General features: G+C 69.0%; 27 protein-coding genes and 3 tRNA genes. 21 read left to right on the top strand and 9 right to left on the bottom strand.

The annotated features are described in order from the left end of the window. Positions 1 to 7: 7 nt before the first annotated feature. The 3 genes from ACN28A_RS09155 to ACN28A_RS09145 all read right to left on the bottom strand — a co-directional run bounded on the left by ACN28A_RS09155 (position 8) and on the right by ACN28A_RS09145 (position 1,543). Positions 8 to 451 (bottom strand): DUF3307 domain-containing protein, encoded by a 444-nt coding sequence (locus tag ACN28A_RS09155; RefSeq protein WP_421394078.1) that lies wholly within the window; start codon positions 449 to 451, stop codon positions 8 to 10. Positions 452 to 542: 91 nt separating this feature from the next. After that, positions 543 to 1,298, bottom strand: coding sequence for a hypothetical protein (locus ACN28A_RS09150; RefSeq protein ID WP_421394075.1), 756 nt, complete (start codon positions 1,296 to 1,298; stop codon positions 543 to 545). Beyond that, on the bottom strand, positions 1,298 to 1,543 hold the full coding sequence (locus ACN28A_RS09145) for a DUF6284 family protein (RefSeq protein ID WP_421394074.1): 246 nt from the start codon (positions 1,541 to 1,543) through the stop codon (positions 1,298 to 1,300). The genes ACN28A_RS09150 and ACN28A_RS09145 overlap by 1 nt, the downstream gene beginning before the upstream one ends. A 130-nt stretch (positions 1,544 to 1,673) precedes the next feature. On the opposite strand from ACN28A_RS09145, the gene ACN28A_RS09140 reads away from it, so the two are divergent. Together ACN28A_RS09140 and ACN28A_RS09135 are read left to right on the top strand one after the other, a co-directional pair. Beyond that, complete coding sequence (locus ACN28A_RS09140; protein ID WP_421394071.1) at positions 1,674 to 2,540, top strand: GntR family transcriptional regulator; 867 nt, start codon at positions 1,674 to 1,676, stop codon at positions 2,538 to 2,540. Continuing rightward, positions 2,537 to 3,250: an HAD family hydrolase gene (locus ACN28A_RS09135; RefSeq protein ID WP_421394068.1), complete on the top strand. Its 714-nt coding sequence runs from the start codon at positions 2,537 to 2,539 to the stop codon at positions 3,248 to 3,250. The genes ACN28A_RS09140 and ACN28A_RS09135 overlap by 4 nt, the downstream gene beginning before the upstream one ends. A gap of 54 nt (positions 3,251 to 3,304) precedes the next feature. On the opposite strand, the gene ACN28A_RS09130 is transcribed toward ACN28A_RS09135, so the two are convergent. From ACN28A_RS09130 to ACN28A_RS09120, 3 genes are read right to left on the bottom strand one after another with little or no spacing between them, the layout of a single operon-like run. Further along, positions 3,305 to 3,829 carry a hypothetical protein gene (locus ACN28A_RS09130; RefSeq protein ID WP_421394065.1) on the bottom strand — a complete coding sequence of 175 codons (525 nt, stop codon included), beginning with the start codon at positions 3,827 to 3,829 and terminating at the stop codon, positions 3,305 to 3,307. Then, entirely contained in the window at positions 3,822 to 4,268 is a 447-nt protein-coding gene (locus tag ACN28A_RS09125; protein WP_421394063.1) for an HIT family protein, read from the bottom strand. The genes ACN28A_RS09130 and ACN28A_RS09125 overlap by 8 nt, the downstream gene beginning before the upstream one ends. Position 4,269: 1 nt before the next feature. After that, positions 4,270 to 4,749, bottom strand: coding sequence for a TIR domain-containing protein (locus ACN28A_RS09120; RefSeq protein ID WP_421404256.1), 480 nt, complete (start codon positions 4,747 to 4,749; stop codon positions 4,270 to 4,272). A 309-nt stretch (positions 4,750 to 5,058) separates the two neighbouring features. On the opposite strand from ACN28A_RS09120, the gene ACN28A_RS09115 reads away from it, so the two are divergent. Both ACN28A_RS09115 and ACN28A_RS09110 read left to right on the top strand, forming a co-directional pair. After that, positions 5,059 to 6,201, top strand: a complete 1,143-nt coding sequence (locus tag ACN28A_RS09115) for an MrcB family domain-containing protein (RefSeq protein WP_421394061.1) — start codon at positions 5,059 to 5,061, stop codon at positions 6,199 to 6,201. A gap of 797 nt (positions 6,202 to 6,998) precedes the next feature. Then, a complete protein-coding gene (locus tag ACN28A_RS09110; RefSeq protein ID WP_421394060.1) occupies positions 6,999 to 7,895 on the top strand; it encodes an alpha/beta hydrolase family esterase in 897 nt (298 codons plus the stop codon). A gap of 159 nt (positions 7,896 to 8,054) precedes the next feature. On the opposite strand, the gene ACN28A_RS09105 is transcribed toward ACN28A_RS09110, so the two are convergent. Further along, positions 8,055 to 8,555 (bottom strand): ArsI/CadI family heavy metal resistance metalloenzyme, encoded by a 501-nt coding sequence (locus ACN28A_RS09105; protein ID WP_421394057.1) that lies wholly within the window; start codon positions 8,553 to 8,555, stop codon positions 8,055 to 8,057. Positions 8,556 to 8,746: 191 nt separating this feature from the next. Here ACN28A_RS09105 and ACN28A_RS09100 point away from each other — a divergent pair, with 191 nt between their 5' ends. The 4 genes from ACN28A_RS09100 (at position 8,747) to ACN28A_RS09085 (ending at position 11,434) form a co-directional block, all read left to right on the top strand. After that, positions 8,747 to 9,457 (top strand): class I SAM-dependent methyltransferase, encoded by a 711-nt coding sequence (locus ACN28A_RS09100; RefSeq protein ID WP_421394055.1) that lies wholly within the window; start codon positions 8,747 to 8,749, stop codon positions 9,455 to 9,457. A gap of 215 nt (positions 9,458 to 9,672) precedes the next feature. After that, positions 9,673 to 10,581, top strand: coding sequence for a hypothetical protein (locus ACN28A_RS09095; RefSeq protein WP_421394054.1), 909 nt, complete (start codon positions 9,673 to 9,675; stop codon positions 10,579 to 10,581). Positions 10,582 to 10,635: 54 nt separating this feature from the next. Continuing rightward, positions 10,636 to 11,145: a cadmium resistance transporter gene (locus ACN28A_RS09090; RefSeq protein ID WP_421394052.1), complete on the top strand. Its 510-nt coding sequence runs from the start codon at positions 10,636 to 10,638 to the stop codon at positions 11,143 to 11,145. 127 nt (positions 11,146 to 11,272) lie between these two features. Then, the gene (locus ACN28A_RS09085) at positions 11,273 to 11,434 is read left to right on the top strand and encodes a hypothetical protein (RefSeq protein ID WP_421394050.1); all 162 of its coding nucleotides are present in this window, start codon (positions 11,273 to 11,275) and stop codon (positions 11,432 to 11,434) included. A gap of 164 nt (positions 11,435 to 11,598) precedes the next feature. On the opposite strand, the gene ACN28A_RS09080 is transcribed toward ACN28A_RS09085, so the two are convergent. Both ACN28A_RS09080 and ACN28A_RS09075 read right to left on the bottom strand, forming a co-directional pair. Continuing rightward, positions 11,599 to 12,495 (bottom strand): virginiamycin B lyase family protein, encoded by an 897-nt coding sequence (locus ACN28A_RS09080; RefSeq protein WP_421394048.1) that lies wholly within the window; start codon positions 12,493 to 12,495, stop codon positions 11,599 to 11,601. 77 nt (positions 12,496 to 12,572) lie between these two features. Further along, complete coding sequence (locus ACN28A_RS09075) at positions 12,573 to 14,285, bottom strand: ABC-F family ATP-binding cassette domain-containing protein (RefSeq protein ID WP_421394045.1); 1,713 nt, start codon at positions 14,283 to 14,285, stop codon at positions 12,573 to 12,575. A gap of 305 nt (positions 14,286 to 14,590) precedes the next feature. On the opposite strand from ACN28A_RS09075, the gene ACN28A_RS09070 reads away from it, so the two are divergent. The 13 genes from ACN28A_RS09070 to rplA all read left to right on the top strand — a co-directional run bounded on the left by ACN28A_RS09070 (position 14,591) and on the right by rplA (position 23,079). Continuing rightward, entirely contained in the window at positions 14,591 to 15,163 is a 573-nt protein-coding gene (locus ACN28A_RS09070; RefSeq protein WP_421394042.1) for a TetR/AcrR family transcriptional regulator C-terminal ligand-binding domain-containing protein, read from the top strand. A 440-nt stretch (positions 15,164 to 15,603) separates the two neighbouring features. Then, positions 15,604 to 15,759, top strand: coding sequence for a hypothetical protein (locus tag ACN28A_RS09065; RefSeq protein WP_421394041.1), 156 nt, complete (start codon positions 15,604 to 15,606; stop codon positions 15,757 to 15,759). 66 nt (positions 15,760 to 15,825) lie between these two features. Continuing rightward, complete coding sequence (locus ACN28A_RS09060) at positions 15,826 to 18,357, top strand: putative bifunctional diguanylate cyclase/phosphodiesterase (protein WP_421394039.1); 2,532 nt, start codon at positions 15,826 to 15,828, stop codon at positions 18,355 to 18,357. Positions 18,358 to 18,474: 117 nt separating this feature from the next. After that, positions 18,475 to 18,547, top strand: a tRNA-Thr gene (locus ACN28A_RS09055). 25 nt (positions 18,548 to 18,572) lie between these two features. Beyond that, positions 18,573 to 18,645 (top strand) — tRNA-Met (locus tag ACN28A_RS09050). 135 nt (positions 18,646 to 18,780) lie between these two features. Further along, positions 18,781 to 18,948: a 50S ribosomal protein L33 gene (gene rpmG, locus ACN28A_RS09045; protein WP_421394036.1), complete on the top strand. Its 168-nt coding sequence runs from the start codon at positions 18,781 to 18,783 to the stop codon at positions 18,946 to 18,948. A gap of 231 nt (positions 18,949 to 19,179) precedes the next feature. Continuing rightward, the gene (locus ACN28A_RS09040; RefSeq protein WP_421394034.1) at positions 19,180 to 19,626 is read left to right on the top strand and encodes an FAS1-like dehydratase domain-containing protein; all 447 of its coding nucleotides are present in this window, start codon (positions 19,180 to 19,182) and stop codon (positions 19,624 to 19,626) included. A gap of 1 nt (position 19,627) precedes the next feature. Beyond that, positions 19,628 to 20,020 carry a MaoC family dehydratase gene (locus ACN28A_RS09035; protein ID WP_421394033.1) on the top strand — a complete coding sequence of 131 codons (393 nt, stop codon included), beginning with the start codon at positions 19,628 to 19,630 and terminating at the stop codon, positions 20,018 to 20,020. Positions 20,021 to 20,159: 139 nt separating this feature from the next. Further along, a tRNA-Trp gene (locus ACN28A_RS09030) sits at positions 20,160 to 20,232 on the top strand. A 274-nt stretch (positions 20,233 to 20,506) separates the two neighbouring features. Further along, positions 20,507 to 20,893, top strand: coding sequence for a preprotein translocase subunit SecE (gene secE, locus ACN28A_RS09025; RefSeq protein WP_421394031.1), 387 nt, complete (start codon positions 20,507 to 20,509; stop codon positions 20,891 to 20,893). A 40-nt stretch (positions 20,894 to 20,933) separates the two neighbouring features. Further along, positions 20,934 to 21,653, top strand: coding sequence for a transcription termination/antitermination protein NusG (gene nusG, locus ACN28A_RS09020; protein WP_421404254.1), 720 nt, complete (start codon positions 20,934 to 20,936; stop codon positions 21,651 to 21,653). 192 nt (positions 21,654 to 21,845) lie between these two features. After that, positions 21,846 to 22,277, top strand: a complete 432-nt coding sequence (rplK, locus tag ACN28A_RS09015) for a 50S ribosomal protein L11 (protein WP_278064283.1) — start codon at positions 21,846 to 21,848, stop codon at positions 22,275 to 22,277. 88 nt (positions 22,278 to 22,365) lie between these two features. Further along, complete coding sequence (gene rplA, locus ACN28A_RS09010; RefSeq protein ID WP_421394029.1) at positions 22,366 to 23,079, top strand: 50S ribosomal protein L1; 714 nt, start codon at positions 22,366 to 22,368, stop codon at positions 23,077 to 23,079. Positions 23,080 to 23,283 lie beyond the last annotated feature (204 nt).

The raw sequence follows: 23,283 nt of genomic DNA, 5'->3' as shown, positions 1-23,283 counted from the left end.
TCCGGTCTCAGGCGGCGATCACGAGGGCGGCGACGAACAGGAACAGGTAGTGAAAGGACTGATCGAGGGCGTACGAACCGGTGCCGAGCGACGGGTTGTCATCGCGGCCGGGCCGAGGGCAGCCGAGGGCGTAAAACCTCGCGGAGCCGGTCAGCTCGGCTAGGCGCTTGAGCGGGGTACGCCGGTCGGCGATGTAGTGCGTGACGGCGGAGATCGCGAGTCCGGCGGCGACCTTGCCGGGGCTGACGTCCAGGTCGGTCGACAGCGCCAGGGCGGCGAGGGCGACCAGCGCGGTCAGCGTGTAGGTGGCGACGTGCGCGGCGCAGGCGAGGCGGCCGGGCCAGCCGGGGCGGCCCTTGCAGTCGGCCTGGTGCTGGGTCTGGATCCAGTGGTCGGCGACCTGGTGGGCGACGAACAGGGCGACGAAGACAGCGGCGAACGCGGCAGTCATGATGGATGCCTCTCCTGAGGTCTGATGGCTGACGGGAGGGCCGGTGACGCGGCGCTTGCTTGGCGGCGGGTGGCCGCGTCACCGGGCGGAGCTAGGCGGCGGCGAGAGCGGGCGTTTCCGCAGGTACCGGGGCAGATGGTGACGCATCGGTGACGCGCAGGGCGGCGAGGTGGCGCCGCGCGGTCGAGACCGAGACACCGGCCTTGGCGGCGATCTGCGAGACCGGCGCGTCGGGCATCTTCGCGGCGACCTTGGCGACCTTTTCCGCCGACGCGGGACGCGGCGTGACGCGCTTGGCAGGCGTCTTCTTGACCACGGGAGCCGGTGCGGGCTGGTCGGCGATCACCGGTACGGCGACCGGTTGTGGCGTGGCCACCTCGGCGGCCGGGGTGGGCGATTCGGCCGGCACGGTGTGCTCGGCGAGCGCCTTGGTGCGCTGCGCGGTGGCCAGCAGAGCAGCCGAGGCCATGACCATCAGGCCGTCAACAGCGAGCGGGCCAAGGTGCGCGGTGATGACGTCTTCGCCGTAGAACCGCAGCAGGCCGGAACCGTGCTTGTACGACACGATCGCGGCGACCAACGCGACGGGCAGCAAGCCCAGAAAGCGCAGTGCGGTCCAGCGGCGGCCGGTCGGCCAAGCAACACGCGCCAGGATCTCGGTAGCGACGAACAAGGCGACCGGCCAGAAAACCGAGCCGATGACCGCGCCGGTCTGCGGCGTCCAGCCGGCCGGGGCGTCGGCGGGCGGAACGTAGGAGTGCGCGACGTTCGCGGCGATCGAGACCGTGCCGCCGAGGGTGGCACCGATGTAGGCCCAACCACGGCCGGTGATGGTCGGCTTGCGCATCACGCCACCGCCTTCAGAACGGCGGGGCGGGCGGCCAGCTCGGCGGCGACGCGGGTCACGCGGGCCTCGGCCCGGCGCAGCCGCCGCCAGTCCAGCGGCGACGGGCCGCCGTGGTCGGCGGCGTTGATCAGGGCGATCTCGGCGTCCAACACAGACAACTCGGCCTCGATTAGGGGCCATTCGGCCTCGATCGCAGCCAAATCCGCCGACGTCGGTTCGCCGGGCGGGAGCGGGTGCTTGCGCACAACCAACCTCCGAAGTTGGGGAACCTGGCTAGTCAGGTCCGATGCCCTGACGCTAGGCCGTCATGGCTAGTCAAGTCAAGCTCTGAGCGAGAACTTTCCTCACTTGGCTAGTCAGAGGTAAAGTCAGCGCGTGGCCGCGAACCTGGAATTCCTTGGTGACCTGGATCCCGATGACCCTCGACAGGCGTCGCAGCAGATTGCGAACATGCTGCGCGCCGCGATCTTGACCCGGAAGCTGGCGCCGGGGGACAAGCTGCCGTCACAGCCCGAACTTGCGAACCGGTACGGCGTCGCCCGCGAGACGATCAAGCGGGCGCTTGAGGTGCTGCGCAATGAACGCTTGATCGTGACCAGGCAGGGCAGCGGGGCGTTCGTCCGCGCGCAGACACAGCGGCCAGTCGAGCTTCGCCCGCTGGTGGAGGCGGCATTTGAGCACACGCACGTGGCGATCGACTTCGCTGGGTTCTCCGGCGAGACGCTGCGGGACGCGATCGCCGAGGCGCTCGATATGGTGCGCGCTGGCCGCTCCGCCCCCGAGACGATCACTGTGCGCTTGATGATCTCAGACATGGCTGTGCCGATGGCGTTACCGGCACTCGCCGCGACCGGCGCCGACGATCCCGCTGTCCGGAAGCGGGCAGAACGCATCACCCGGCGGGCCGCTGACGGGATCATCGACCAGGTGCAGGAACTCGCCGACCTCGGCCTCGTGAAATCCGCGACGGTGGAGGTTCGAACGCACAGCATCGCGCCGACCTTCAAGCTCTACATGCTCAACGGGCGAGAGGCGTTCTTCGGCTTCTACCCGGCGGTCAAGCGCGAGGTGACCATCGACCGAGAGCCGGTCGAGATCTTTGACCTGATGGGCAGGGATGCGACCCTGTTCCACTACGCCGTTGACGAAGACGAGGCATCGCACGGCACTCAGTTCGTCGAGTCCGCGCGTCTCTGGTTCGACTCAGTCTGGAATAGCGTCGCGCGCGAGTACCGCTCGTGAGCGGGCCGACGCTTGCCGACCTCGTGGGTGACGGACCGTTGCTCCTGGACTTCGACGGGCCCGTCTGCTCGATCTTTTCGGGGTACCCCGCGCCGCGCGTCGCGGCCGAGCTGGTCGCACTGCTCGATGTCGAGGGCGTCGCCACACCGCCGGAAGTGCGCCGCGAGGGAGACCCTCTTGCCGTACTGCGATGGGCCGGCGAGACGTGCTCGCGCGACCTGACGGCAGCAGTCGAGGAAGCGCTATGTGCGGCCGAGATGCAGGCTGCCCGTGTCGCGGCGCCTACACCATTCGGGCGTGAGGTGATCCTCGGTGCACATGCGCGTGGCGTGCCGGTCGCCGTCGTGAGCAACAACTCGGCGGCGGCGATCGAGGCGTACCTGACGGCCCACGATCTCGCCCCGTACGTCACGCCGATCATCGGTCGGGCGTACGCGGACCCGAGGCGGATGAAGCCGAACCCCGGCCCAGTCCTTAATGCGGTGCACGCCCTCGGCGTCGTGCCGGCTCGCTGCACGCTGGTCGGCGACTCGCTCTCCGATATCGAAGCGGCCCGCGCTGCCGGGGTCGCCGTGATCGGCTACGCGAACAGGGCGTGGAAGGTCGACGCTTTCACTGCCGCCGACATCGTAGTGACGTCGATGGGAGACATTGCCGAGGTGCTGTCCCCGGTGTCCCCCGTGTCCCCGCTGTCCCCCGAGTGGGACTGACCTGCTGAAACGGCGGGGACAGCAAGGGTGGCGAGTGGCTGTCGCATCGCCTAGCTACTTGCTCGAAAGATAGATGACTAGCCCTACCCCGAGAAGCCCACCATAGAATGGTGCTATCGACCACGACAGCCATACCTGAGGCTCGGGGAGCCATTGACCGATCCATTTTCGAACTCTGCGCCAACGCCCTATCTTCTTCTCGGCTAGCGACGCGCCATCCCCATCCGGAACCTTCGCTGAGTTGTCGAGGGCAGCGAAAAAAGTCCTCGACGCATCCAGAGAGAATAGCGGCACCACCTGCGCATCAGAAGCGACTATGCCGTAAAGCCTTCGGTACGCTTTTTCTTGCCGCAGGTAATTGGCGTCCAGTATCGAAAACAGAAAAACCGCAGCCATGCCTAAAAGCGCCAGCGACTCCACATTCTTTGTAAGCGCGTAACCATAGGTTGCCGTGACCACAGGTAGGAGCCAGCTTTTAGCGGAAGAGGAAGCGGCGGACATCCGCGTTACAACGGCCTGGATATAGTCCAAGTGCTTTCGACGATCATCGGGCGTCGGATCTGGCAACTCCTCAGCCATGTCGCCCCGAGTTTCGAACTGCCGATCTTAGGCGTTCCCAGGCTTCGTCTTTTTCGAAGTCTGAGTAATCTGTCTCGGGTGGCCATATCCGGCCAAAACGATCATCACGCCAACGCGGGACGAGGTGAATATGAAGGTGCGGTACGGTCTGCGTAGCGGCCTCGCCATTGGATTGGATGACATTCAGTCCATCAGGCTTGATCGCCCGCCTGATGGCGTTAGCCAGCATTAATGTGGCGCTTGCAAGGTTTGTAGCCGTACGATCGTCTAGGGTCCAAATATCTTCTATGTGACTGCGCGGCACTAAGAGGGTGTGTCCGAGAGTGGCAGGCTCCGTCGGGAAGAATGCAACAACGTTGTCGTCACGAAAAACTTCTCGTGCATCTGGATCCTCCCGTCCGACAATTTCACAGAAGGGGCAGTCCGACTGGCTAGCCATTTCAGCGCACGATGCCTTGATCGGACCACGATTCTAGATTCCTCTTCAAGTGGTTGTATGTAGCGGAGGAATCGATCTTTCCGTAAACGTCGGTCTGGGTGGGATCGAAGATAGGGATTCCGGCCGCCGAGTTAAATGGACTTGGCCCTGCCCTATCCACAGCACCCATTGATGAGATCCCGTGGATTCGAATGCCCAGAAGTGGCCTCCTGTCCGTCCAAGCCTTTTCGATCTCATACTTAACCCACGGTCGCCCAGCGGTCTCCTTTCCAATGAGCACGATGACCGCCTTCTTGTATTTCATTTTCTCGTGAATCCACTCTTCGATACCCTTATCGCCCTTGCGCCTTACGGTTTCCCAATCCTGGGCGTTCAGGAGAGGCTGACCCTCAAGTGCGTTGATGTTGCGAATGAGCTGAACTCGGTGTACATCCCGGTCGTAGTGGAAGCTGTAGAAAACAGCCTTACCCATAGAGATCACCCCTCTCAAGATCAGGGAATGTTACTTGGTCATGGGCTCAAGAGGCAGACCTGAGCCGGCGTGTGTCGCTTACCCGACGACGAATCTGGGCATTTTGAAGTGCGTCCAAGCTGGCGACTCACTCCGTGTCCGTTCGGCAACTGTTAGTGAGGTTCGGCCGACGCCGTCATCACGTCGATGGGGGACATCGCCGAGGCTCTGTCCCCGGCGTCCCCGGTGTCCCCCGCGGGAGACTGAGCTGCCAAAACAACGGGGACAGGCTGCGGCGGGCAGACGCAGTGTCGTAGCCCCTATCTAGAATCCGCCTCTATGGATCTGGGGGAAGCGCTAGCCGGGGTACGCCTGAAGGCGTACGCCCATACGAACGGCAGGGAGCAGCCTGCGCAGCAACACCTGGAAGCTGTCCGGGGCGAGTTGTCGAAGCTGGTGCCACTGGGCATGTCAGTCCGCGTGAGTGGTTCGGGTCAGAGCTTGCCCGTGGTCCCATGGATTGCGGTGCTGGACAAGGACGTGACCACGACGGCGCAGGAAGGCCTCTACGTCGTCTACCTCTACCGGCGAGACCTCTCCCGCGTGTACCTGAGCATGAATCAGGGCGCCACGCAGCACAAACGAAACGCGGTCGAGGCAGGGCTCAAGGGCACTGCCGCGGAGAAGGCGGCCCTTGCAGAGCTCGACGCCGAGAGCAACTTGCTGCGTAAGCACCTCGGCGAGGAGACCATGGCTGGCCTCATCGATGAAGTTGACCTGGACGCGCCCAAGCACTTCCTACCTCGTGGGTACGAAGAAGGCAACATCGCTGCACTCACTTACGATCCGGCGCAGCTGCCGAACGAAGAGACGCTTCGAGCCGATCTAGATCGTTTCTATGCGCTGTACGCAATGTGTGTTGACATCAAGCGTGAGATTCTTGCCACCGAACCTGGCGTTATCAACACAACCCCGAATTCTGAGAAGACTAAGCGAAAGTTCCGCCCAAGGCCGCCGGCGTTCCGGCCAAAGAATCCAAGCGATTACCGGGCGCACGTCAAGAAGCACGTTCAAGATCGTAAGCCGCGGCACGAAGCCTTGGTGAACGCCTTCGCAGCACAAGCCAAAGGCGCCGGCATGACGGTAGCCAACAACACCCACCCCTGTGACCTCACCGTTGACGGGAAGGTTCTTCACTGGCTCGTTGAGGCCAAGGTGGTTGGCCCGAACGCGGAGACGGTGGTAAGAGAGGCCATCGGACAACTCTTTTCCTACCGGCACTTTTGTTACCGAGACATTGAGCGGCCTGACCCGAACTTGGTAGCGCTGTTCTCTGGTCCGATCGGTGACGCCTTCGTGGACCTTCTCGTCTCACTCGGTATCGAGGCCATCTGGCGGGCAGGCGGCGAGTGGTGCGGCCGTGCACCGACGGGCGTCCCTAACCTTCTTGCCGCTGTCACGCCCGCGGCTTCCGGCGTATGAGCGGAACGGTGTGTGCCCTCGGCGTGACGCCGGGGTCCTGCGTGCTGGTCGGCGACTCTTCCCAACATCGAGGTGGCGCGCCGCCGGGGTCGCCGCGATCGGCTACGCCAACAGACCGCGGAAGGTCGACACCAGGCCAGTCGATCGCCGAGTTGCCGGACAGGATGATCACCAGCGGCCCTTGTACGATTCCCAAGCTGACAGCACCTGTCCCCGCTGTCCCTCGTCTCCCCCGATGTGCGCTGAGCAGGGGAAACGAGGGGGACAGTCCCGGGACACACCCCTCTGTTTCAGCGCCTGCCGTTTCGCCCATCGACAGCCGCTTACGGGACCCTGTTGTCGCATCGGTGTCGGCGCACCGGCCGTCAAGACTGTTTTGGCTGGTCAGAGGAAGATGATCGGCACACTGTAAATCCGTCGCGAAAGCTACAGAGGTTCGAATCCTCTACCCGCCACCAGGTGCGAAATCAGCCCCTGACCAGGCAAAATGCTGGTCAGGGGCTGTTTCCGTCTGTTCAGCCGTCAATGGCGCTGTCTGGCCGTCAACGGGCTTCCACGGAGAATGCGCGGAGAGGTTTCCGGGCGCTCGGCGGGCGCCTTCGCCCTGCCCGTCGTCCGGTTCCAGCGCCTCCTCGATCCAGCGCGGAACCCGTCCTGTACCGCGACGCACTTCGCGTAGGTCGCGCTCGCAGGTGGGCCCATCGCCTTGACCCTCGACGGACGCGGGCACGCCGTCGCGTCGGCGCCAACGACACCGGCGCCGGATGCGAACCGATCGATGGCGTCAACGCGTCAAGTTGGCAGTCGACGCCACGGGGGATCGAATGAGGACGACAGCGCTGCTTGCCACATGTCTGTTCATGACGGTCACGGGAGTGGCCGCCTGCGGCGCCGCCGATCCTTCGCCAGCACCCGCCAGGCCGGCGGTCTCTCCCGCCCCTGGTGACCATACGCTCCACCTGGACTGGCAGGGCGTCGAGCGCAACTATGAACTGCACGCGCCGCCGGGCTACCGGCCGGGCCGCGCGATACCACTGGTCGTTGCCCTGCACGGCCGGCCCAGCTCGGCGGCGAAGCTGCGGGCGGCGAGCGGGCTGGACACGGTGGCGGACCGCGAGGGCTTCCTCACGGCATACCCGAACGGGATCGACGGAGCGTGGCAGGCGACCGGCCGGGTAGGAGTCGTCGACGACGTCGGGTTCCTCCGCGCGATGGTGGAGCACCTGGTCGAGACGTGGGGTGTCGATCCGCGCCGGGTGTATGCGACCGGGTTCTCGGACGGCGCGCGGATGAGCTACGAGCTGGCGGTGAACGCCTCGGACGTGTTTGCCGCGATCGCCCCGGTCAGCGGTCCGTTCGAGTGGGGCCGGGCAAGGTCGGACACCGGCTACAAACCCGCCGAGCCGGTGTCGGTAGTGGCATTCCTGGGCAGCCGCGACCGGATCGCCGACCAGATCTCCTACGGACTCAACCGGTGGCACCGCCACCTCGGCTGCACCGCCGAGGAGCCGGTATGGGTGGACCAGGGCAGGACGGTCAACCGTACGGTCGCGAAATGCGCCGATGGCAGCGAGGCGGTCGACTACGTGGTCAACGGGATGGGTCACGCCTGGCCGGCGCCGACCGACCATGCCACGGCGATCGACGCCGGTGTCGTCATGTGGGAATTCTTCGCGGCCCGTCAGCGCGGATAGTGCCGCCGAGGTCACGATCTTGTCGTGAATCAGCCCTTCGCCCGAGACGACCGGGCGAAGGGCTGATTCGTTGAGGCTCCGGCCCATCCGGGTCCGTGACGATGGCGACGGACTGGTCGACCGTCGATTCTCCTCCAGCCTAACGGGCGCTGCCCGGAGCTACGAGCAGCAGCTGCTTCGGTCAGCCGCTCCGGCGCCGACGAGCTCCTTGGCGCCACCACCTTCCGTGGCCTCGCCGCACCGGCAGCCGTCGTCGGCACCCGGCTCTGCGTCGGCGCTCCTGCCGTACTGCTCGGAGTCGCCCTTGACCACGTACACCTCCCACGGCTCGTTGCCGGGGCCGCGTACCCACACCTTGTCCTGCACGGCGTAGCAGCAGGAGGTGTCGTTCTCGGTGAGGGTGATCAGTCCGGCGCTGCTGAGTCGCTCGGTCGCGGCGGTGACGTCGTCGCCGTCGAAGACCTCGACGCCGAGGTGGTCCATGACGGTGGGCTGGTCAGGTGCACCTTCGAGCAGGACGAGCTTGAGTGGCGGCTCCTCGATCGCGAAGTTGGCGTACCCCGGCCGGCGCTTCGCCGGCTCCACGCCGAAGAGCTTCGAGTAGAACGCCACCGACCCTTCGAGATCGGAAACCCGGAGCGCGAGTTGGACGCGGGACATCCCGCACCTCCCTGACTAGACGGATATCTAAATAGAGGTTGCCACGCTGCCTAGACCACTGTCAAATTAGACATGTGTCGAGACAGTAAGCCTGCCCGGGAGGGTGCCGGCCCTGCTCGGAGAGGGGGTGCCGGCCCCTGCCGGGTGTCCCCGGAGGTGCCGGTCGGGGAGGACCGGACCAGACTGTCGGGATGCAGATCGACGAACGCGGGGCACGGGTCCGGGCGGTACGCCGCCGACTCGTCCAGGACGGTCCGCCGAGGACCCGGCCACACGAGCGGGACTTCGAGACGGTCTCGTTGCCGGAACGGGACTGTGACCTGCTCCGAGATCTGTTGGTCGCCGAACAGGCCGAGACGGTCGTCGAGGTCGGGCTCGCGTACGCCAGCTCCGCGCTCGCGATCGGGGAAGCCCTGGTCACCGTCGACCCGCCGAACCCACAGCACGTCATCGTCGACCCTTTCCAGGACGACGCGTACTCCGACGTCGGCTGGGACCTGCTCCGTGCCGCCGGACTGGACTCGATCGCCAGGCTCATGCGCGTGCGGTCGTCCGTCGCGCTGCCCGAACTCGTCGCCGAGGGGGTCGTCGCCGACGCGGCCTTCGTGGACGGGAGCCACCGCTTCCACGAGGTCTTCGTAGATCTCTACTTCCTGCGCAGGATCGTCCGGCCGGGCGGGCTGGTCGTGCTCGACGACGACTGGACGCCGTCGGTGCGCACCGCCGTGCGGTACTACGAGCGAAACCTCGGCTGGACGGTGATCCCCGACGCCTTCGCCGCCGGCGGAACCTTACGGAACATCGGCGACGATCCGGCAGCCGAGCCGGTGGCCCGCTGCCGCGCTCTCCGGCTTCCGGCTCCTCTGACCGAGCCACCCTTCGACCAGTTCCACGCCTTCTGACCGCAGTTCCACGCCTTCTGACCGCAGTTCCACGCCTTCTGACCGCAGTTCCACGCCTTCTGACCGCAGTTCCACGCCTTCTGACCGCAGTTCCACGCGTTCCGACCGCACAGCAACGCGAGCCACCGGCCGGCAGCAACATGGTGCACGGCCGCCGACAACACGAGGACCGGCCCGGCAGCCGTCGCGGCTCATCTATGGAATGATCGCTGACCGTGCGCCCCACGCGTGTCCTGCTGGCGGTCTGCGGCGCTGCCGGCACGCTGTCGGTCCTGGCTGCGCTGATCACCGCCGACCGCACCGCCGCGCAGTGCGCGCTCGCCGCGTCGGCCGCGCTTGTCGGGTACGTCCTGTTCGCCGGCCCGGCCGCACCCCGGGTACGCCCGGCGCTGGCCGCCGGCATCGCCCTGCTCGCCGTCCCCGCCTCGGTGGAACTGTGGCGGGATTCGACCGCACCGGCCCGCCGGCAGACGCTCGCCCCGCTCTACACCCCACTCGACGGCGGTGTCGCCCCGACCGGCCCGGCCCGACTTCCACAGTCGGTCCTCGACCAGTGGCGCCAGTCCCTCGACGAGCGGCAGTTCGGCTGCGTGGGACTGCTGCTCGGGGTGGTCTGCCTCGCCGTGGCGGTACGCGCCCTCCCGCCACGGCAGCGACCGAGGGCCACCGTGCTGGCCGGCGTCGTCGCCGTACTCCTGGTGGTGTTCGTCGGGATGGACGCCTGGTCGCGGGTGGACGACGAACCGCTGCTCGGCCTGCTCGGGGCCGGCTGGCCGGCGCTGCTGGCCACCCTGGCGGCGGCGCGGATGCTGGCGCTGTCGGGGGCCCGCGCCGACCGGGCCGCCCTGGTGCCGATCGGGGCGCTGCTCGTCGCGGTCTCGGCGGCAGCCGCCTTCCATGACCTGACCGGCAGGTGGGCCGCCTGGTGGACGTTCTCGCATCCGGACGAGGGCGTCGTCCTCTCGGTCGGGGTCGCGGTGTCGCTGGCCAACGTGGTCGACGGCGAGGCCGCGCTGCTGGCCGCGGTGGCGCTCGCCGGCCCGGCCCTGCTCACCGTCGGCGTGCTCCGGGCCGCCCACACCGCCGCCGCCGTCGTACCTCCGGCGCACCCACCGGGCCCGTAGAGCCGGCGCCGTGGGGATCCGGACGGCACCCTGGTCGCGGCGGTCGGGCTCTTCGTGGGTACGAACGTCGACGACCTCGTCGTGCTGACCCTGTTCTTCCTCTCCGCGCGGGCGGTGGGAAAGCCCCGGCGGTGGCAGATCTGGCTCGGCCGGTATGCCGGGATAGCCGTCCTCGTCCTCGTCTCCGCCGTGGCAGCGCTCGGCCTGACGGTCGTGCCGGACCGCTGGGTCGGGCTGCTCGGCCTGGTCCCGTGCGCTCTCGGGGTGCGGGGCCTCGGCTCGGCATTCCGCTCGCGGGGCAAGGACGAGCCGCCGGCTCCGGTCGTCGGCACCGGCCTGCTCTCGGTGGCCGCCGTCACGGTGACGAACGGCGCCGACAACATCTCCGTCTACACCCGGCGTTCCGGACCATCGGGCTCGCCGACAGCCTGCTCACGGTCGCGGTCTTCGGCGTCGGCGTCGCCGCCTGGTGTCTGGCCGGTCGCTGGCTCGGCTCACACCAGAAGACCGTCACCCTGGTACGCCGCTGCGGGCACTGGCTCGTCCCGGTCGTCTTCGTCGTGATCGGCGCCGTGATCGTGGTCGGGTCCGGCGTCATCGGTCGACTCACCGGCTGAGGATGCCGGCTGGGCGTGCCGGCGCCGTACCGTGTGGGGCGGCGCCGGAGCGCCGGGTGACCTAACGTTTCGGCATGGCCTCCGCCGACCAGATCCCCGCCCTGCTGTTCGTGCTGACCGTCTATCTCGCGTTGTCGGCGGTCGGGCTCGGAGTGCTCTACTGGGTCGTCCGGCTCGCGGTACGGCACGCCGTCGAGGACGCCGACCGCCGTCGGTCGGGCCAGCGGGACCGCTGACCCCGACCAACTGCACCAACGCCCGAGAGCATCGGCCGGACCGGCGAACTACCGGCCCGAGAGGAAGCGGCGCCGGCGACCCCGGCGGAACGGCAACCGGTCAGCACGTAAGCCGGTCAGCACGTAAGCCGGTCAGCATGGCATCCGGTCAGCACGGCATCCACTCAGCACGTGATCCGGGCTACGGCACCGATCTCCAGGGCTACCCAGACCGCCCCGTCCGGGGCGACGGTGATGCCGTGCGGCTCCGAACCCGCCGTCGGCAGGGCGTACTCCCGGATCGTTCCGTCCGGGGTGAGCTGCCCGACCCGGTTCGCGCCCCACTCGGTGAACCAGTAGCTGCCGTCCGGCGCGGCGGCTATCGCGTGTGGCCGGGCGGCCCGGTCCGGCAGCGGGATCTCGGTGACCTGCCCGTCCGGGGTGATCCGGCCGAGCTGCCCGGCGACGATCTCGACGAACCAGACGGCACCGTCGGCGCCGGCCGCGATCCCGACCGGCCCGGCGCCGGCGGTCGGCAGCGGGTGCAGCGTGACGGTGCCGTCGACGCCGATCCGGCCGATCGCGTTCGCCTGGTTGAGGGTGAACCAGAGCGCCCCGTCGACACCGGCGGTGATCATCGACGGGAAGCCGCCGGCCTGGGGCAGCGGGAACTCGGTCACCTCGCCGTCGACACCGATCCGGCCGATCCGGTCGCCGTTCATCTCGGTGAACCAGAGCGCGCCGTCCGGCCCGGCGGCGATCCCGTACGGGCCGGCGTCCGGTGACGGGACCGGACAGGAGCTGAGCTGACCGGATGTCGACACCCGGCCGATCCGGTGGTCCCGGGAGCGGGTGAACCACAGTGCCCCGTCCGGGCCGGCCGTGACGACCGACGGTCCACTCGCCGATTCGTCGAGTTGGTAGCGCCGGACATCGCCATCCGGCGTCATTCGGGCGATTCCACCGGCGTGCACCAGGGTGACCCAGATTGCGCCGTCTGGCCCGATCGTGATGCCGTACGGGCCAGCCGTGGAATCCGCTATCGGAAACTCCCGGACCGCTGGTTGGCGTGGCAATGCCATTATGGTTCCCTCCGTTGGAATTCGAGTGCCGGACGGTCCTCCGCCAATCGCCTCCGACTGGATTGGTCAGGCCGGATTCAGCGGGCGGCGGAGACCGGCTGTTCGGGGGCGAGTACGCCGCCGCTCATCACCCGGTGCTCTCCGCGCCACCGCTCGCGCAGCCGCCGGTCGTGGCTGACCACGACCACCGCGCCGGGGAACTCGGCGAGCGCCGCCTCCAACTCCTCGACCAGGCCCGGCGACAGGTGGTTGGTCGGCTCGTCCAGCAGGAGCAGGTCGGCCGGCTCGCTGACCAGCCGGGCCAGCGCGAGCCGCCGCCGCTGGCCGGTGGAGAGCTCCCCGACGGGTACGCCGAGCCGCTCCCGGTCGAACAGTCCCAGCGCGAGCAACTCGTCGAGGTACTCGTCCGGCGGCCCGCCCCGGCCCCGCCCGAAGGCGTCCAGCAGCGGCTCCCGAGAATCCTCGACCTCGACCTCCTGCGCCAGGTGACCGATCCGGCCCCGCCGGAACACCCGGCCGGCGTCCGGGACCAGCTCTCCGGCGAGTACCCGCAGCAGCGTGCTCTTGCCGGCCCCGTTCGCCCCGCTGACCAGCAGCCGTTCGCCGCCGCGCAACGTCAACCAGGTGGCCGACAGCCGCCCGCGCACCGCCACCCCGTCCGCCCGCAACAACACCACACCGCCGGCACCATCCGGCGCAGCACCGTCCCGGGCGGCACCATCCCGAGCGGCGCGACCTGCGGCAGGCGCCGGGCCGGAGCCGGCGAGTCGGGGGGTGAACCGCAGCGGTTCCGGCGGCGGCGGCACGGGGCGCCCGGTCAGCCGGCGGAGCCGCTGCTCGGCGTTGCGTACCCGGCTGGCGACCGACTGCTGCACCCGCCCGCCGCTGCGGTCGTACGCCATCTTGTTCCGGTCCTTCATCTCCCGGCCCGGCGCGACCTGCCGGGCGGTGGTCGCCACCGCCTCCCGCAACCGGTCGACCTCGGTACGCCAGTCGAGGTGGGCCTGGGCCCGGCGCGCCCGCCCGGCCGCCTTCTCGGCGAGGTAACCGGGATAGCCGTTGCCGTACCGGGTCAGGGTGTGCCGGTCACCGTCCACTTCGACAAGTGTGCCGGCGACCCGGTCCAGGAAGACCCGGTCGTGCGAGACCACCACCGTGCTGCCGTGCCGGCCGCGCAGGTGCTGTTCGAGCCAGCCCAGCGCGTCGTCGTCGAGGTGGTTCGTCGGCTCGTCCAGCAGCAGCACCTCGGAACCGGCCGACAGCACGGCGGCCAGGTGCAGCCGGGCCTGTTCGCCGCCGGAGAGTGCGCCGAGCCGCCGGTCCCGGTCGACGCCGGCCAGGCCGAGCGCGTGCAGGGTGCGTTCGACCCGCGCGTCGGCGTCGTAGCCGCCGCGCAGCTCGAAGACAGTGGCCAGTTCGCCGTACTCGACCAGCCGCCGGTGGTCGTCCCCGTCGCCGGCACCGAGCAGCGGCTCCAGTTCGCGCAGCCGGGCCTCGATCCGGCGCAGTTCGGCGAGCGCGTCGTCGACGGCCTGCCGCACCGTCAGGTACGCCGGCAGCGGCGCGTCCTGTCCCAGGTAGCCGAGCCCACCGGTACTGACGACTGTCACCTGTCCCTCGTCGGGCCGTTCCCGGCCGGCGAGCAGCCGGAGCAGGGTGGACTTGCCGGAGCCGTTCTCGCCGATGATCGCGGTGCGTTCGCCGGTGGCGATGGCGCAGCTGACCCCGTCCAGCACGGTCCGGTCGGCGTAGCGCTTGGTGACGGCGTGCAGGCTGAGCTGGGTAGGCATGGGAGCGACTCCGGTCGTCGACGGATCGGCCGCCGGGCGTGCGGCGGCTCGGGACGCGGGGGACGCTCACCTGACCATCGGACCGGGCACCTACCTTAAGTCTACGGATGTAGCAGTAAGATACTGCCATGCCTCCGTCCCGACCGCCAACCAATTCCGCCGAACCGTCGATTCCAGCCCCGGCCCCGACCCGGAAACCGCCAACTCCGGCTCCGGTCCCGACCCGGACACCGGAACAGGAACCGGGCCGGGGGGCCCGTCCGGTCCGCCGGCCGGGCGGGCGCAGCGCCGAGGTTCGCCGCCGGGTGCTCGACGCGGTCCGGGCCCACCTGGTCGAGTACGGCTACGACGCGCTCGGCATCGACGCCGTGGCGGAGCGGTCGGGGGTGCACCGCACCACCGTCTACCGGCGTTGGCGGGACGTCGGCGGACTGCTCGCCGACGTACTGGCCGAGGCCACCGGGGACGACTGGGCGCCACCGGACACCGGCTCCCTGGAGGGCGACCTGCTCGCCCTCAACGCCGAGGTGTACACGGCGCTGACCGCCGAGCCTCCGCTGACGAGGGCGCTGATCGCCGCGTCGTTCCGTTCGGCGCCGGCGGCGGACGCGCTCGCCTCCTTCTGGGCCGACCGGTACGACCGCTGCGCCCTGCTCGTCCACCGGGCCGTACTACGGGGCGAGCTGCCGGCCGGCTGCGATCCGCGCCGGTTGCTCGTCGCCGCGACCGCACCGCTCTACCACGAGCTGGTGCTGCTGCGCTCCGCTCCCGACGCGCGGGTCGTCGCCGAAGCCGCCCGGAGCGCCGTCCTTGCCGCCCGTGCCGGCGCCTTCGCCGAGCGTGACGAATCTGCGGAGGCGTCGGTCGGCTCCGGATGAACATCCGGGGTGGACCGGTCGAAACCTCGGTGTCGACCCGAGAGCGGAACGAGCCCGCACCGCCGCGCCGTCACCGACGGTAGTCGACCTGGCGAGGGGCGTCCGTCCGGAATGGTCAGACTCCTGCCGATGAAGTAATTTAGCCGAAATCTACCGACGATGGCCTTTGGTGCTACTGATCGCGTACGCACGGTGAGTCTTATTGAGCGCTGAGTGAATCATGTCAGTCATTTGCCTGGCAGACGCTTGCAGCCGGCCGGGGGAGTTGTACCTACCGAACGGTTAGACTTTGCCGATCCCTGGTGGGTCGCCCTTCCGATGACTTTGCCGGTTCCCAGGACTGTGGCACCATCATGGAACATCTAGCTTTCACCTCACCATCTCGACGGGAGCAACCAATGCCTGCATGGAGGCTGGGCCGCTTCGTAGGCTCTCTTCTTGTGCTCGCCGTGCTCGCCGTCGGCGGTTTCGCCGCAAGCGCGGGCGCGGTCGGTTGGTCGGAACGGAGCGGCGTGACAGCCACCGAGCTGACCGGCGAGAGCGCTGACCCCACCACCGGAAGCGCCTTCCAGGCCTTCGGCTTCGAGTGGACGTAGGAAGCCTCTTCGTCCGCGAGCGATCTCGGGTAGCGCACGAGCGATCTCCCGTAGATGGGGAGTGGTATGCCTAGGGGCTCTTCCGCGACACGTCGGTCCCCCGAGCATGCCTGGCTCGTAACCGGTCCGCTCGGCATCCTCGCCGTCGTCCTGTCGGTCGCGCTCGGTGTCCTCAGCGACGAACCCGTCGGCAAATGGCTGCCGGCCGCCGCCATCCTCGGCCTCGTCGTGGTCTCCGAGATGCCGATGCTGCACTTCGTCATCCGGCGCCAGACGATGTCCTTCACCATCACCGAGATCCCGCTGCTCTTCGCGCTCTTCCTGCTGCCGCCGCTGACCGTCGTACTGGTCTTCACGCTGGGCTCGCTGATCGCCCAGTTGCTCCGTCGGTTCGCCCAGCCCAAGCTCTGGTTCAACGTCGCCAAGGCGGCGGCGGCGAGTTCGCTGGCCAGCCTGGTCGTCCTGGCCCTGCCGGACATGCGCGGATTCGGCATGGGGACCTGGTTCATCCTCTTCGCCGCGGTCGGCAGCCACACCCTGGTGACCCTCGTCGCCGTGGCCGCGTTGATCGCCGTCATCCACGGCACCCCGGCCGGCTGGGAAACCGTCCGCTCGTCCGGGCCGGGCCTGGTGACCGCCGCGATAAACGTCGCGGTGGGCCTGGTCATCGTGCTCTGCATCCGGGCCACCTGGTGGTCCGCGCTGCTGCTGCTGGCGCTCGCCGGAGCCACCGCCGTGCTCTACCGCTCGTACGCGCAGTTCTTCCGGCAGCACCGCACGCTCGCCGACGTCTACGAGCTGACCAAGGCGATGAGCGAGCGGGGCCAGGACGGCACGCTTGCCGACTCGCTGCTGGGCCGGGTCCGGGCCATCATGCAGGCCGAGACCGCCACCCTCTGGCTGCCGGCACAGGGGCGCCACCCGGAGGTGCTGTTGACCGCCCGGGTCGACGAGCGGGGACTGCTCGACATCTCCCGCACACCGGCGCTCGCCCGGCAACGGGCCTGCGAGGAGGGTCGTACCATCGCCGCGGGTAGCCGGGTCGGCGGCGACCGGGACATCCGGGAGGCGCTGCGCGGGGCGGGCGTCAAGGACGTCATCGTCACACCGCTGCGCTCCGGCCAGGCGGTGATCGGCTCCCTGGAGGTGGTGAACCGGCTCGGGGACATCGGCCACTTCACCGAGGCCGACCTGCCGGTCTTCGAGACGATCGCGGCGCACGCCGCCGTCGCCCTGGAGAACTCGCGGCTGGTGGACCGGCTGCGGCACGACGCGTACCACGACGGGTTGACGAACCTGCCCAACCGGCGGCGGGTGACCGGGGCGCTGGAGGAGGCGGTCCGGGTGCGCGCACCCAACGAGGTGGTGGCCCTGCTCCTCTTCGACGTGGCGGGACTGCGCCAGGTGAACGAGTCCGTCGGGCACGCCGCCGGCGACCGGGTACTCGTCGAGGTCGCGGCCCGGCTGCGCGCCTCGGCACCCTCCGCCGCGCTGGTGGGCCGGGTCGGCAGCGACGAGTTCGTGGTGACGCTGCGGATGGAGAGCACCGACGCGGCGCTCGACCTCGCCGCCGAGCTGCGCGAGCAGATCCGGGACCGGATGGTCTTCGACGTGCTGGTCCTGGACATCGACACGGTGGTCGGGGTCGCGGTGCACCCGGACCACGGCGACGATCCGGCCACCCTGCTCCAGCGCGCCGACCTCGCCGTGACCAGGGCCAAGTCGGCCCCGGACGGCATCCAGCTGTTCAGCCCCGGGCTGGAGTCCCGGTCGTCGCGCCGGCTCGGGCTCGCCGGTGACCTGCGCCGCGCGCTCGACCACGCCGAGGTGGAGGTCTACTACCAGCCGAAGGTCACCCTTACCGACCGTCGGCTGGTCGGGGTGGAGTGCCTGGCCCGCTGGGTGCACCCGGCACACGGGACGGTCGCCCCGGAGGACTTCGTGGCGGTCGCCGAGCACACCGGCCAGCTTCCCGAGCTGACCAGGCTGGTGCTCGGCGAGGCCCTGCGGCGCAGCCGGGACTGGACCAGCGGCGGCAACACCCTCGCCGTCTCGGTGAACATCTCTCCGCGTACCCTCGCCGACCAGCAGTTCCCGGCGCTGGTCCAGGGGATGCTCGCCGAGTACGGCGTCGCACCGGAACTGCTGACTCTGGAGATCAGGGAGGCCGGCGTACTCGACGGCACCGAACGCGCCGTGCCGGGGCTGCGCCGGCTGCGGGACATCGGGGTACGCCTCGCCGTCGACGACTTCGGCACCGGCCACTCCTCCCTGTCCTACCTGCGCCGGCTGCCGGTGAACGAGGTCAAGGTCGACCGCTCGTTCGTGCAGGGCATGGCGACCGATCCGGTGGACCTGGCGATCGTCAACGCGGTGGTGACGCTCTCCCAGCAGTTCGGCCTGGCCGTGGTCGCCGAGGGGGTGGAGAGCGAACTGACCCTGGAACTGCTCCAGGACATCGGGTGCCAGATCGGGCAGGGCTTCCTGTTCAGCCGTCCGCTGCCGTACGAGCGCCTGGAGGCCTGGTTCGCCGCCCAGACCGATTCCGACGCGCAGACCGGCCCGGCCGACGTGCGGCGGCTGCGCGCGGTGCCCTGACCTGCGTCGACGTACCGGACCCGAGGGCCCGGTCCGGACACCGGGGATCTGATTTCACCTCGTGCCCGGCGACGTGTACTCTTACCTCTGCGCGCCACCAGGAAAGATCGCGTGCGCGCCCCCTTAGCTCAGTCGGCAGAGCGTCTCCATGGTAAGGAGAAGGTCTACGGTTCGATTCCGTAAGGGGGCTCAGAGGGTTCAGTTGGACCCGCCACGGCGGTGTAGCTCAGATGGCAGAGCAAGCGGCTCATAATCGCTGTGTCGCCGGTTCAAGTCCGGCCACCGCTACTCTCGGGCGCCGGGTCTGATCCCGGAGACCGGAGCGAAAAGGGCGCCGTCGGCGCCCACTTTGCGTGTCCGCGTGGCAGGCGTCTACGCTGGTACGTCGTAGTTCAGTCCCGCTAACGAGGAAGGCGCCCCGCCGTGGCCAAGGCGACCGATGTCCGTCCCAAGATCACTTTGGCGTGTACGGAGTGCAAGGAGCGCAACTACATCACGCGCAAGAACCGCCGTAACGACCCGGACCGCATCGAGCTGAAGAAGTTCTGCCCCCGGGAGGGCAAGCACACCGTCCACCGCGAGACCCGCTGATCCGCCGCCGACGCGAGTCGGCCGGTCAGAGACTTCCAGGATCGCCGTCCCGGCCCTGGCGAGCGTGGCAGCCTGCCCGCTCCCGCCCAGGCCCGGGGCGGCGATCCTGCGTCCCCGGACAGCCCTCCCGGTCGCCCCGGACTGCCCCGGATCGGTGGCCCCGGACAGCCCTCCCGGTCGCCCCGGGTCGGTGGCCCCGGCGGGTCGATCCGGCCGTGTAGGTTCGGCGGCATGTCCCTGGACCCGTCCTTCGTCGGCCGCAGCTATCCGCCGACCCCGCCCTACCAGGTGGGCCGCGAGAAGATCCGAGAGTTCGCCACGGCCATCGGCGCCGACGACCCGGCGTACCACGATCCGGATGCCGCCCGGGCGCTCGGGCACGCCGACGTGGTGGCGCCGCCGACCTACCCGTTCACGATCACCTTCTCGGCCAGCCGGCAGATCGTCGAGGACCCCGAGCTCGGCATCGACTACAGCCGGGTGGTCCACGGCGACCAGCGGTTCCGCTACACCCGGCCGGTGGTCGCCGGTGACGAGCTGGTCTGCGTGAACACGGTCGAGGAGATCGTCAACCGGGCCGGGCACGGCTTCATGACCACCCGTACCGAGGTCAGCACGAGTGCCGGGGAGCCGGTGGTCACCGTCTGGACCAAGCTCGTCGTACGCGGAGAGGGCTGAGATGGACCTGTCACCCCGTACCTTCCGGATCACCCGCGCCGACCTGGTCCGCTACGCGGGCGCCTCGGGCGACTTCAACCCGATCCACTGGAGCGACCGGTTCGCCACCAAGGTCGGGCTGCCCGGGGTGATCGCGCACGGCATGTTCACCATGGCCCTGGTCGGGCGGGCCGTCACCGACTGGGCCGGCTCGCCGGACGCGGTGCTGGAGTACAGCGTCCGGTTCACCAGGCCGGTGCCGGTGCCGGACGACGACGAGGGCACCGAGATCGAGGTGAGTGCCGCCGTACGCGGTGAGCCGGAGGACGGTCTCACCCGGCTCGACCTGACCGCCACCTGCCAGGGCGAGAAGGTGTTGGCCCAGGCCCGTGCGGTGATCCGCACTCCCGCCTAGCACCTGTCCGGAGCGGCCGCGACGGGCTCGCCGGGACACACCGGTTGGGAAACTCGTGCCTCTACCCGTACACTGGTCCGCCGTGGGGCAAGTGGCCTCTACTCAGGCGTGCGTGCCAGAGTGGGTCGGCTGCCCGCACAGGGGTGTAGCTCAATTGGCAGAGCAGCGGTCTCCAAAACCGCAGGCTGCAGGTTCAAGTCCTGTCACCCCTGCGCCTACGGCCTGACCGGTCCCGGGATCGGCGTCGCCATCACCTGTGGCGACCGGCTCGTGTTGGTGGCATCGGCGGGGTCGAGCCGAGGCGGTGAGTCCGCCCGGTCCGTCCCGACGGATCCGCCGGCCGCGGGCCGTTCCGGGGACGGTCGTCCGGGGGTTCGGTCGAGGGCGGTCGGCGCCCGAGACGGAGACTCCGGGTTCCGGCCGGCGTGAAAAGCGCAGCGCGCGTCCACCGGCGCGCGTACCAACCACCCGGCGACGGAGGGCGAAGTGGCCGACAAGAATCGGCGCGACGAGGACGACAACGACCGTCTCGACGACGAGATGATCGACGACGTTGTCGACGATGACGCCGACGAGGCGGACGAGCCGGTCGGCCGGGGTGGCACCGCCACCCGGGAGCGGACCAGGGCCGATTCGGCGGACAGCAGGCCCAAGACCAGGACCGAGGGTCGGGTCGGAATGTTCGGCCGGCTTGCCCGGTTCTTCCGCGAGGTCGTGGCGGAGCTGCGTAAGGTCATCTGGCCGACCCGCAAGGAGCTGCTGACCTACACCGCCGTGGTGGTCGTGTTCGTCGCCGTGGTGCTGACGATCGTGGCCGGGCTGGACTACGCCTTCGCCCGCGGCGTGCTGTGGGTCTTCGGCGGCTCCAGCTGACCACCTGCCCCACCTGATAGTGACGGAAGTGAGCGAGAGCGTGCCTGAGTACGACGAGACCGCCGAGACCCCGGACGAGCAGTCCGCGGTGGCGACGGCGAGCGGTAACGAGTCGGTCGAGGCCGCCAGCGAGTCGGGGTTCGACGCCGCCGAGGCTCCGGACGAGGACTACGACCCGGTCGCCGAGCTGCGGCAGAAGCTGCGCTACGCACCCGGCGACTGGTATGTGGTCCACTCGTACGCCGGTTACGAGAACAAGGTCAAGACGAACCTGGAGACCCGGATCACCAGCCTCGACATGGAGGAGTTCATCTACCAGGTCGAGGTGCCGACCCGGGAAGAGGTCGAGGTCAAGAACGGCAAGCGCCTCCAGGTCCAGAACAAGGTCTTCCCGGGCTACATCCTGGTCCGGATGGAGCTGACCCCGGAGTCGTACTCGTGCGTGCGCAACACCCCGGGGGTCACCGGCTTCGTCGGGGCGACCGACCGGGCCGACCGGCCCGCGCCGCTCTCGCTCGACGAGGTGCTCAAGTGGCTCGCCCCGGCGGTGGAGACCGAGACCAAGAAGGCGAAGCCGGAGGTCAAGGTGCTCGACTTCGAGGTAGGTGACTCGGTCACGGTCACCGACGGCGCCTTCGCCTCGCTGCCGGCCACGATCAGCGAGATCAACGCCGACCAGCAGAAGCTCAAGGTGCTGGTCTCGATCTTCGGTCGGGAGACTCCGGTCGAGCTGAACTTCAACCAGGTCGCCAAGATCTGATCGACCGCCACAGATCCGGCCGGTCACCCGGCTCCGGCCGGTGGGCCGGTCGGGTCCGGCCGACCTCGGCGCGTCGCCCCGGCCGGGGCTGCGCTACTCTAGAACGTCGCCCGCCACGCAGGCGCGCTTGACCGTGCGCGCCGACGGGCGATCTCAGGTGCACGTTCCCCAGTTCTAAGCCCAGGAAGAGACATGCCTCCGAAGAAGAAGCTCGTCAAGACGTTCACGCTTCAGCTGCCGGCGGGCCAGGCCACCCCGGCACCGCCGGTCGGCCCGGCGCTGGGTCAGCACGGCGTCAACATCATGGAGTTCTGCAAGTCGTACAACGCCCAGACCGAGTCGCAGCGCGGTGACATCGTGCCGGCCGAGATCAGCGTGTACGAGGACCGGACCTTCACCTTCGTGCTGAAGACCCCGCCCGCCGCCCGGCTGCTGATCAAGGCCGCCGGCGTGCCGAAGGGTTCCGGCGTCCCGCACACCCAGAAGGTCGGCTCGGTCACCCGCGCCCAGCTGCGTGAGATCGCCGAGAAGAAGATGGCCGACCTGAACGCCAACGACATCGACCACGCCGAGAAGATCATCGCCGGCACCGCCCGGTCGATGGGCATCACGGTCAAGGAATAGGTCCTCCCCCCACCCTGACCGGCACGACCCGTTCGTGGGAGGGCCGCGGCACCGCCCGGCCCGACAGACACCACAGGAGTAATCAGAGATGCAGCGCAGCAAGAGCTACCGCAAGGCCGCCGAGGCCATCGACCGGGACAAGCTCTACACCCCGGTCGAGGCCGTCAAGCTGGCCAAGGGGAGCAGCACCGTCAAGTTCGACGCCACGGTCGAGGTCGCGATGCGCCTCGGCGTCGACCCTCGCAAGGCGGACCAGATGGTCCGGGGCACGGTCAACCTGCCGCACGGCACCGGCAAGACCGCCCGCGTGATCGTCTTCGCGGCCGGCGCCAAGGCCGAGGAGGCCACCGCCGCCGGAGCCGACGTGGTCGGCACCGACGAGCTGGTCGCCCGGATCCAGGAGGGCTGGCTCGACTTCGACGCGGCGATCGCCACGCCGGACCAGATGGCCAAGATCGGCCGGATCGCGCGGATCCTGGGCCCGCGCGGTCTGATGCCGAACCCGAAGACCGGCACGGTGACCATGGACGTCACCAAGGCCGTCTCGGACATCAAGGGCGGCAAGATCACCTTCCGGGTGGACAAGCACTCCAACCTGCACATGATCATCGGCAAGGCCTCGTTCTCCGAGACCCAGTTGGTCGACAACTACGCCGCGGTGCTCGACGAGGTGCTCCGGTCCAAGCCGTCCGCGGCCAAGGGCAAGTACCTCAGGAAGGTCACCATCACCACGACAATGGGTCCGGGCGTGCCGGTCGACCCGAACGTGGTGAAGAACCTGCGGGAGTCGGCCGAGGACTGAGCCTCCGCCGACCCGTTCGTCCGCCTCCGACGCGGGGCGCCCAGCGAGATTCTCGCGGGCGCCCCGCGTCGGCGTTTCCGCCGCGCCGCAGGCTCTCCGCCCCGTGCCTCCGGCTCGTCTCCTCCGCCCGTGCCGCCGGCCCCTTCGGCCCTTCGGCGCTCCGGCGCTCCGGGCTGCCGGGCTGCCGGCGGCGGTGCCCGGGAC

Source organism: Plantactinospora sp. WMMB782 (assembly GCF_049179135.1).
GTDB lineage: Bacteria > Actinomycetota > Actinomycetes > Mycobacteriales > Micromonosporaceae > Plantactinospora.
The sequence above is the reverse complement of the archived record's forward strand: the minus strand, read 5'-3'. Positions and strand labels throughout refer to the sequence as shown.

What these genes read in the sequence shown, in the direction of transcription:
- ACN28A_RS09155 (WP_421394078.1), bottom strand. Translation starts at nt 451, where the DNA reads ATGACTGCCGCGTTCGCCGCTGTCTTCGTCGCCCTGTTCGTCGCCCAC.
- ACN28A_RS09150 (WP_421394075.1), bottom strand. Translation starts at nt 1,298, where the DNA reads ATGCGCAAGCCGACCATCACCGGCCGTGGTTGGGCCTACATCGGTGCC.
- ACN28A_RS09130 (WP_421394065.1), bottom strand. Translation starts at nt 3,829, where the DNA reads ATGGCTGAGGAGTTGCCAGATCCGACGCCCGATGATCGTCGAAAGCAC.
- ACN28A_RS09125 (WP_421394063.1), bottom strand. Translation starts at nt 4,268, where the DNA reads ATGGCTAGCCAGTCGGACTGCCCCTTCTGTGAAATTGTCGGACGGGAG.
- ACN28A_RS09115 (WP_421394061.1), top strand. Translation starts at nt 5,059, where the DNA reads ATGGATCTGGGGGAAGCGCTAGCCGGGGTACGCCTGAAGGCGTACGCC.
- ACN28A_RS09105 (WP_421394057.1), bottom strand. Translation starts at nt 8,555, where the DNA reads ATGTCCCGCGTCCAACTCGCGCTCCGGGTTTCCGATCTCGAAGGGTCG.
- ACN28A_RS09100 (WP_421394055.1), top strand. Translation starts at nt 8,747, where the DNA reads ATGCAGATCGACGAACGCGGGGCACGGGTCCGGGCGGTACGCCGCCGA.
- ACN28A_RS09085 (WP_421394050.1), top strand. Translation starts at nt 11,273, where the DNA reads ATGGCCTCCGCCGACCAGATCCCCGCCCTGCTGTTCGTGCTGACCGTC.
- ACN28A_RS09080 (WP_421394048.1), bottom strand. Translation starts at nt 12,495, where the DNA reads ATGGCATTGCCACGCCAACCAGCGGTCCGGGAGTTTCCGATAGCGGAT.
- ACN28A_RS09075 (WP_421394045.1), bottom strand. Translation starts at nt 14,285, where the DNA reads ATGCCTACCCAGCTCAGCCTGCACGCCGTCACCAAGCGCTACGCCGAC.
- ACN28A_RS09060 (WP_421394039.1), top strand. Translation starts at nt 15,826, where the DNA reads ATGCCTAGGGGCTCTTCCGCGACACGTCGGTCCCCCGAGCATGCCTGG.
- ACN28A_RS09040 (WP_421394034.1), top strand. Translation starts at nt 19,180, where the DNA reads ATGTCCCTGGACCCGTCCTTCGTCGGCCGCAGCTATCCGCCGACCCCG.
- ACN28A_RS09035 (WP_421394033.1), top strand. Translation starts at nt 19,628, where the DNA reads ATGGACCTGTCACCCCGTACCTTCCGGATCACCCGCGCCGACCTGGTC.
- rplK (WP_278064283.1), top strand. Translation starts at nt 21,846, where the DNA reads ATGCCTCCGAAGAAGAAGCTCGTCAAGACGTTCACGCTTCAGCTGCCG.
- rplA (WP_421394029.1), top strand. Translation starts at nt 22,366, where the DNA reads ATGCAGCGCAGCAAGAGCTACCGCAAGGCCGCCGAGGCCATCGACCGG.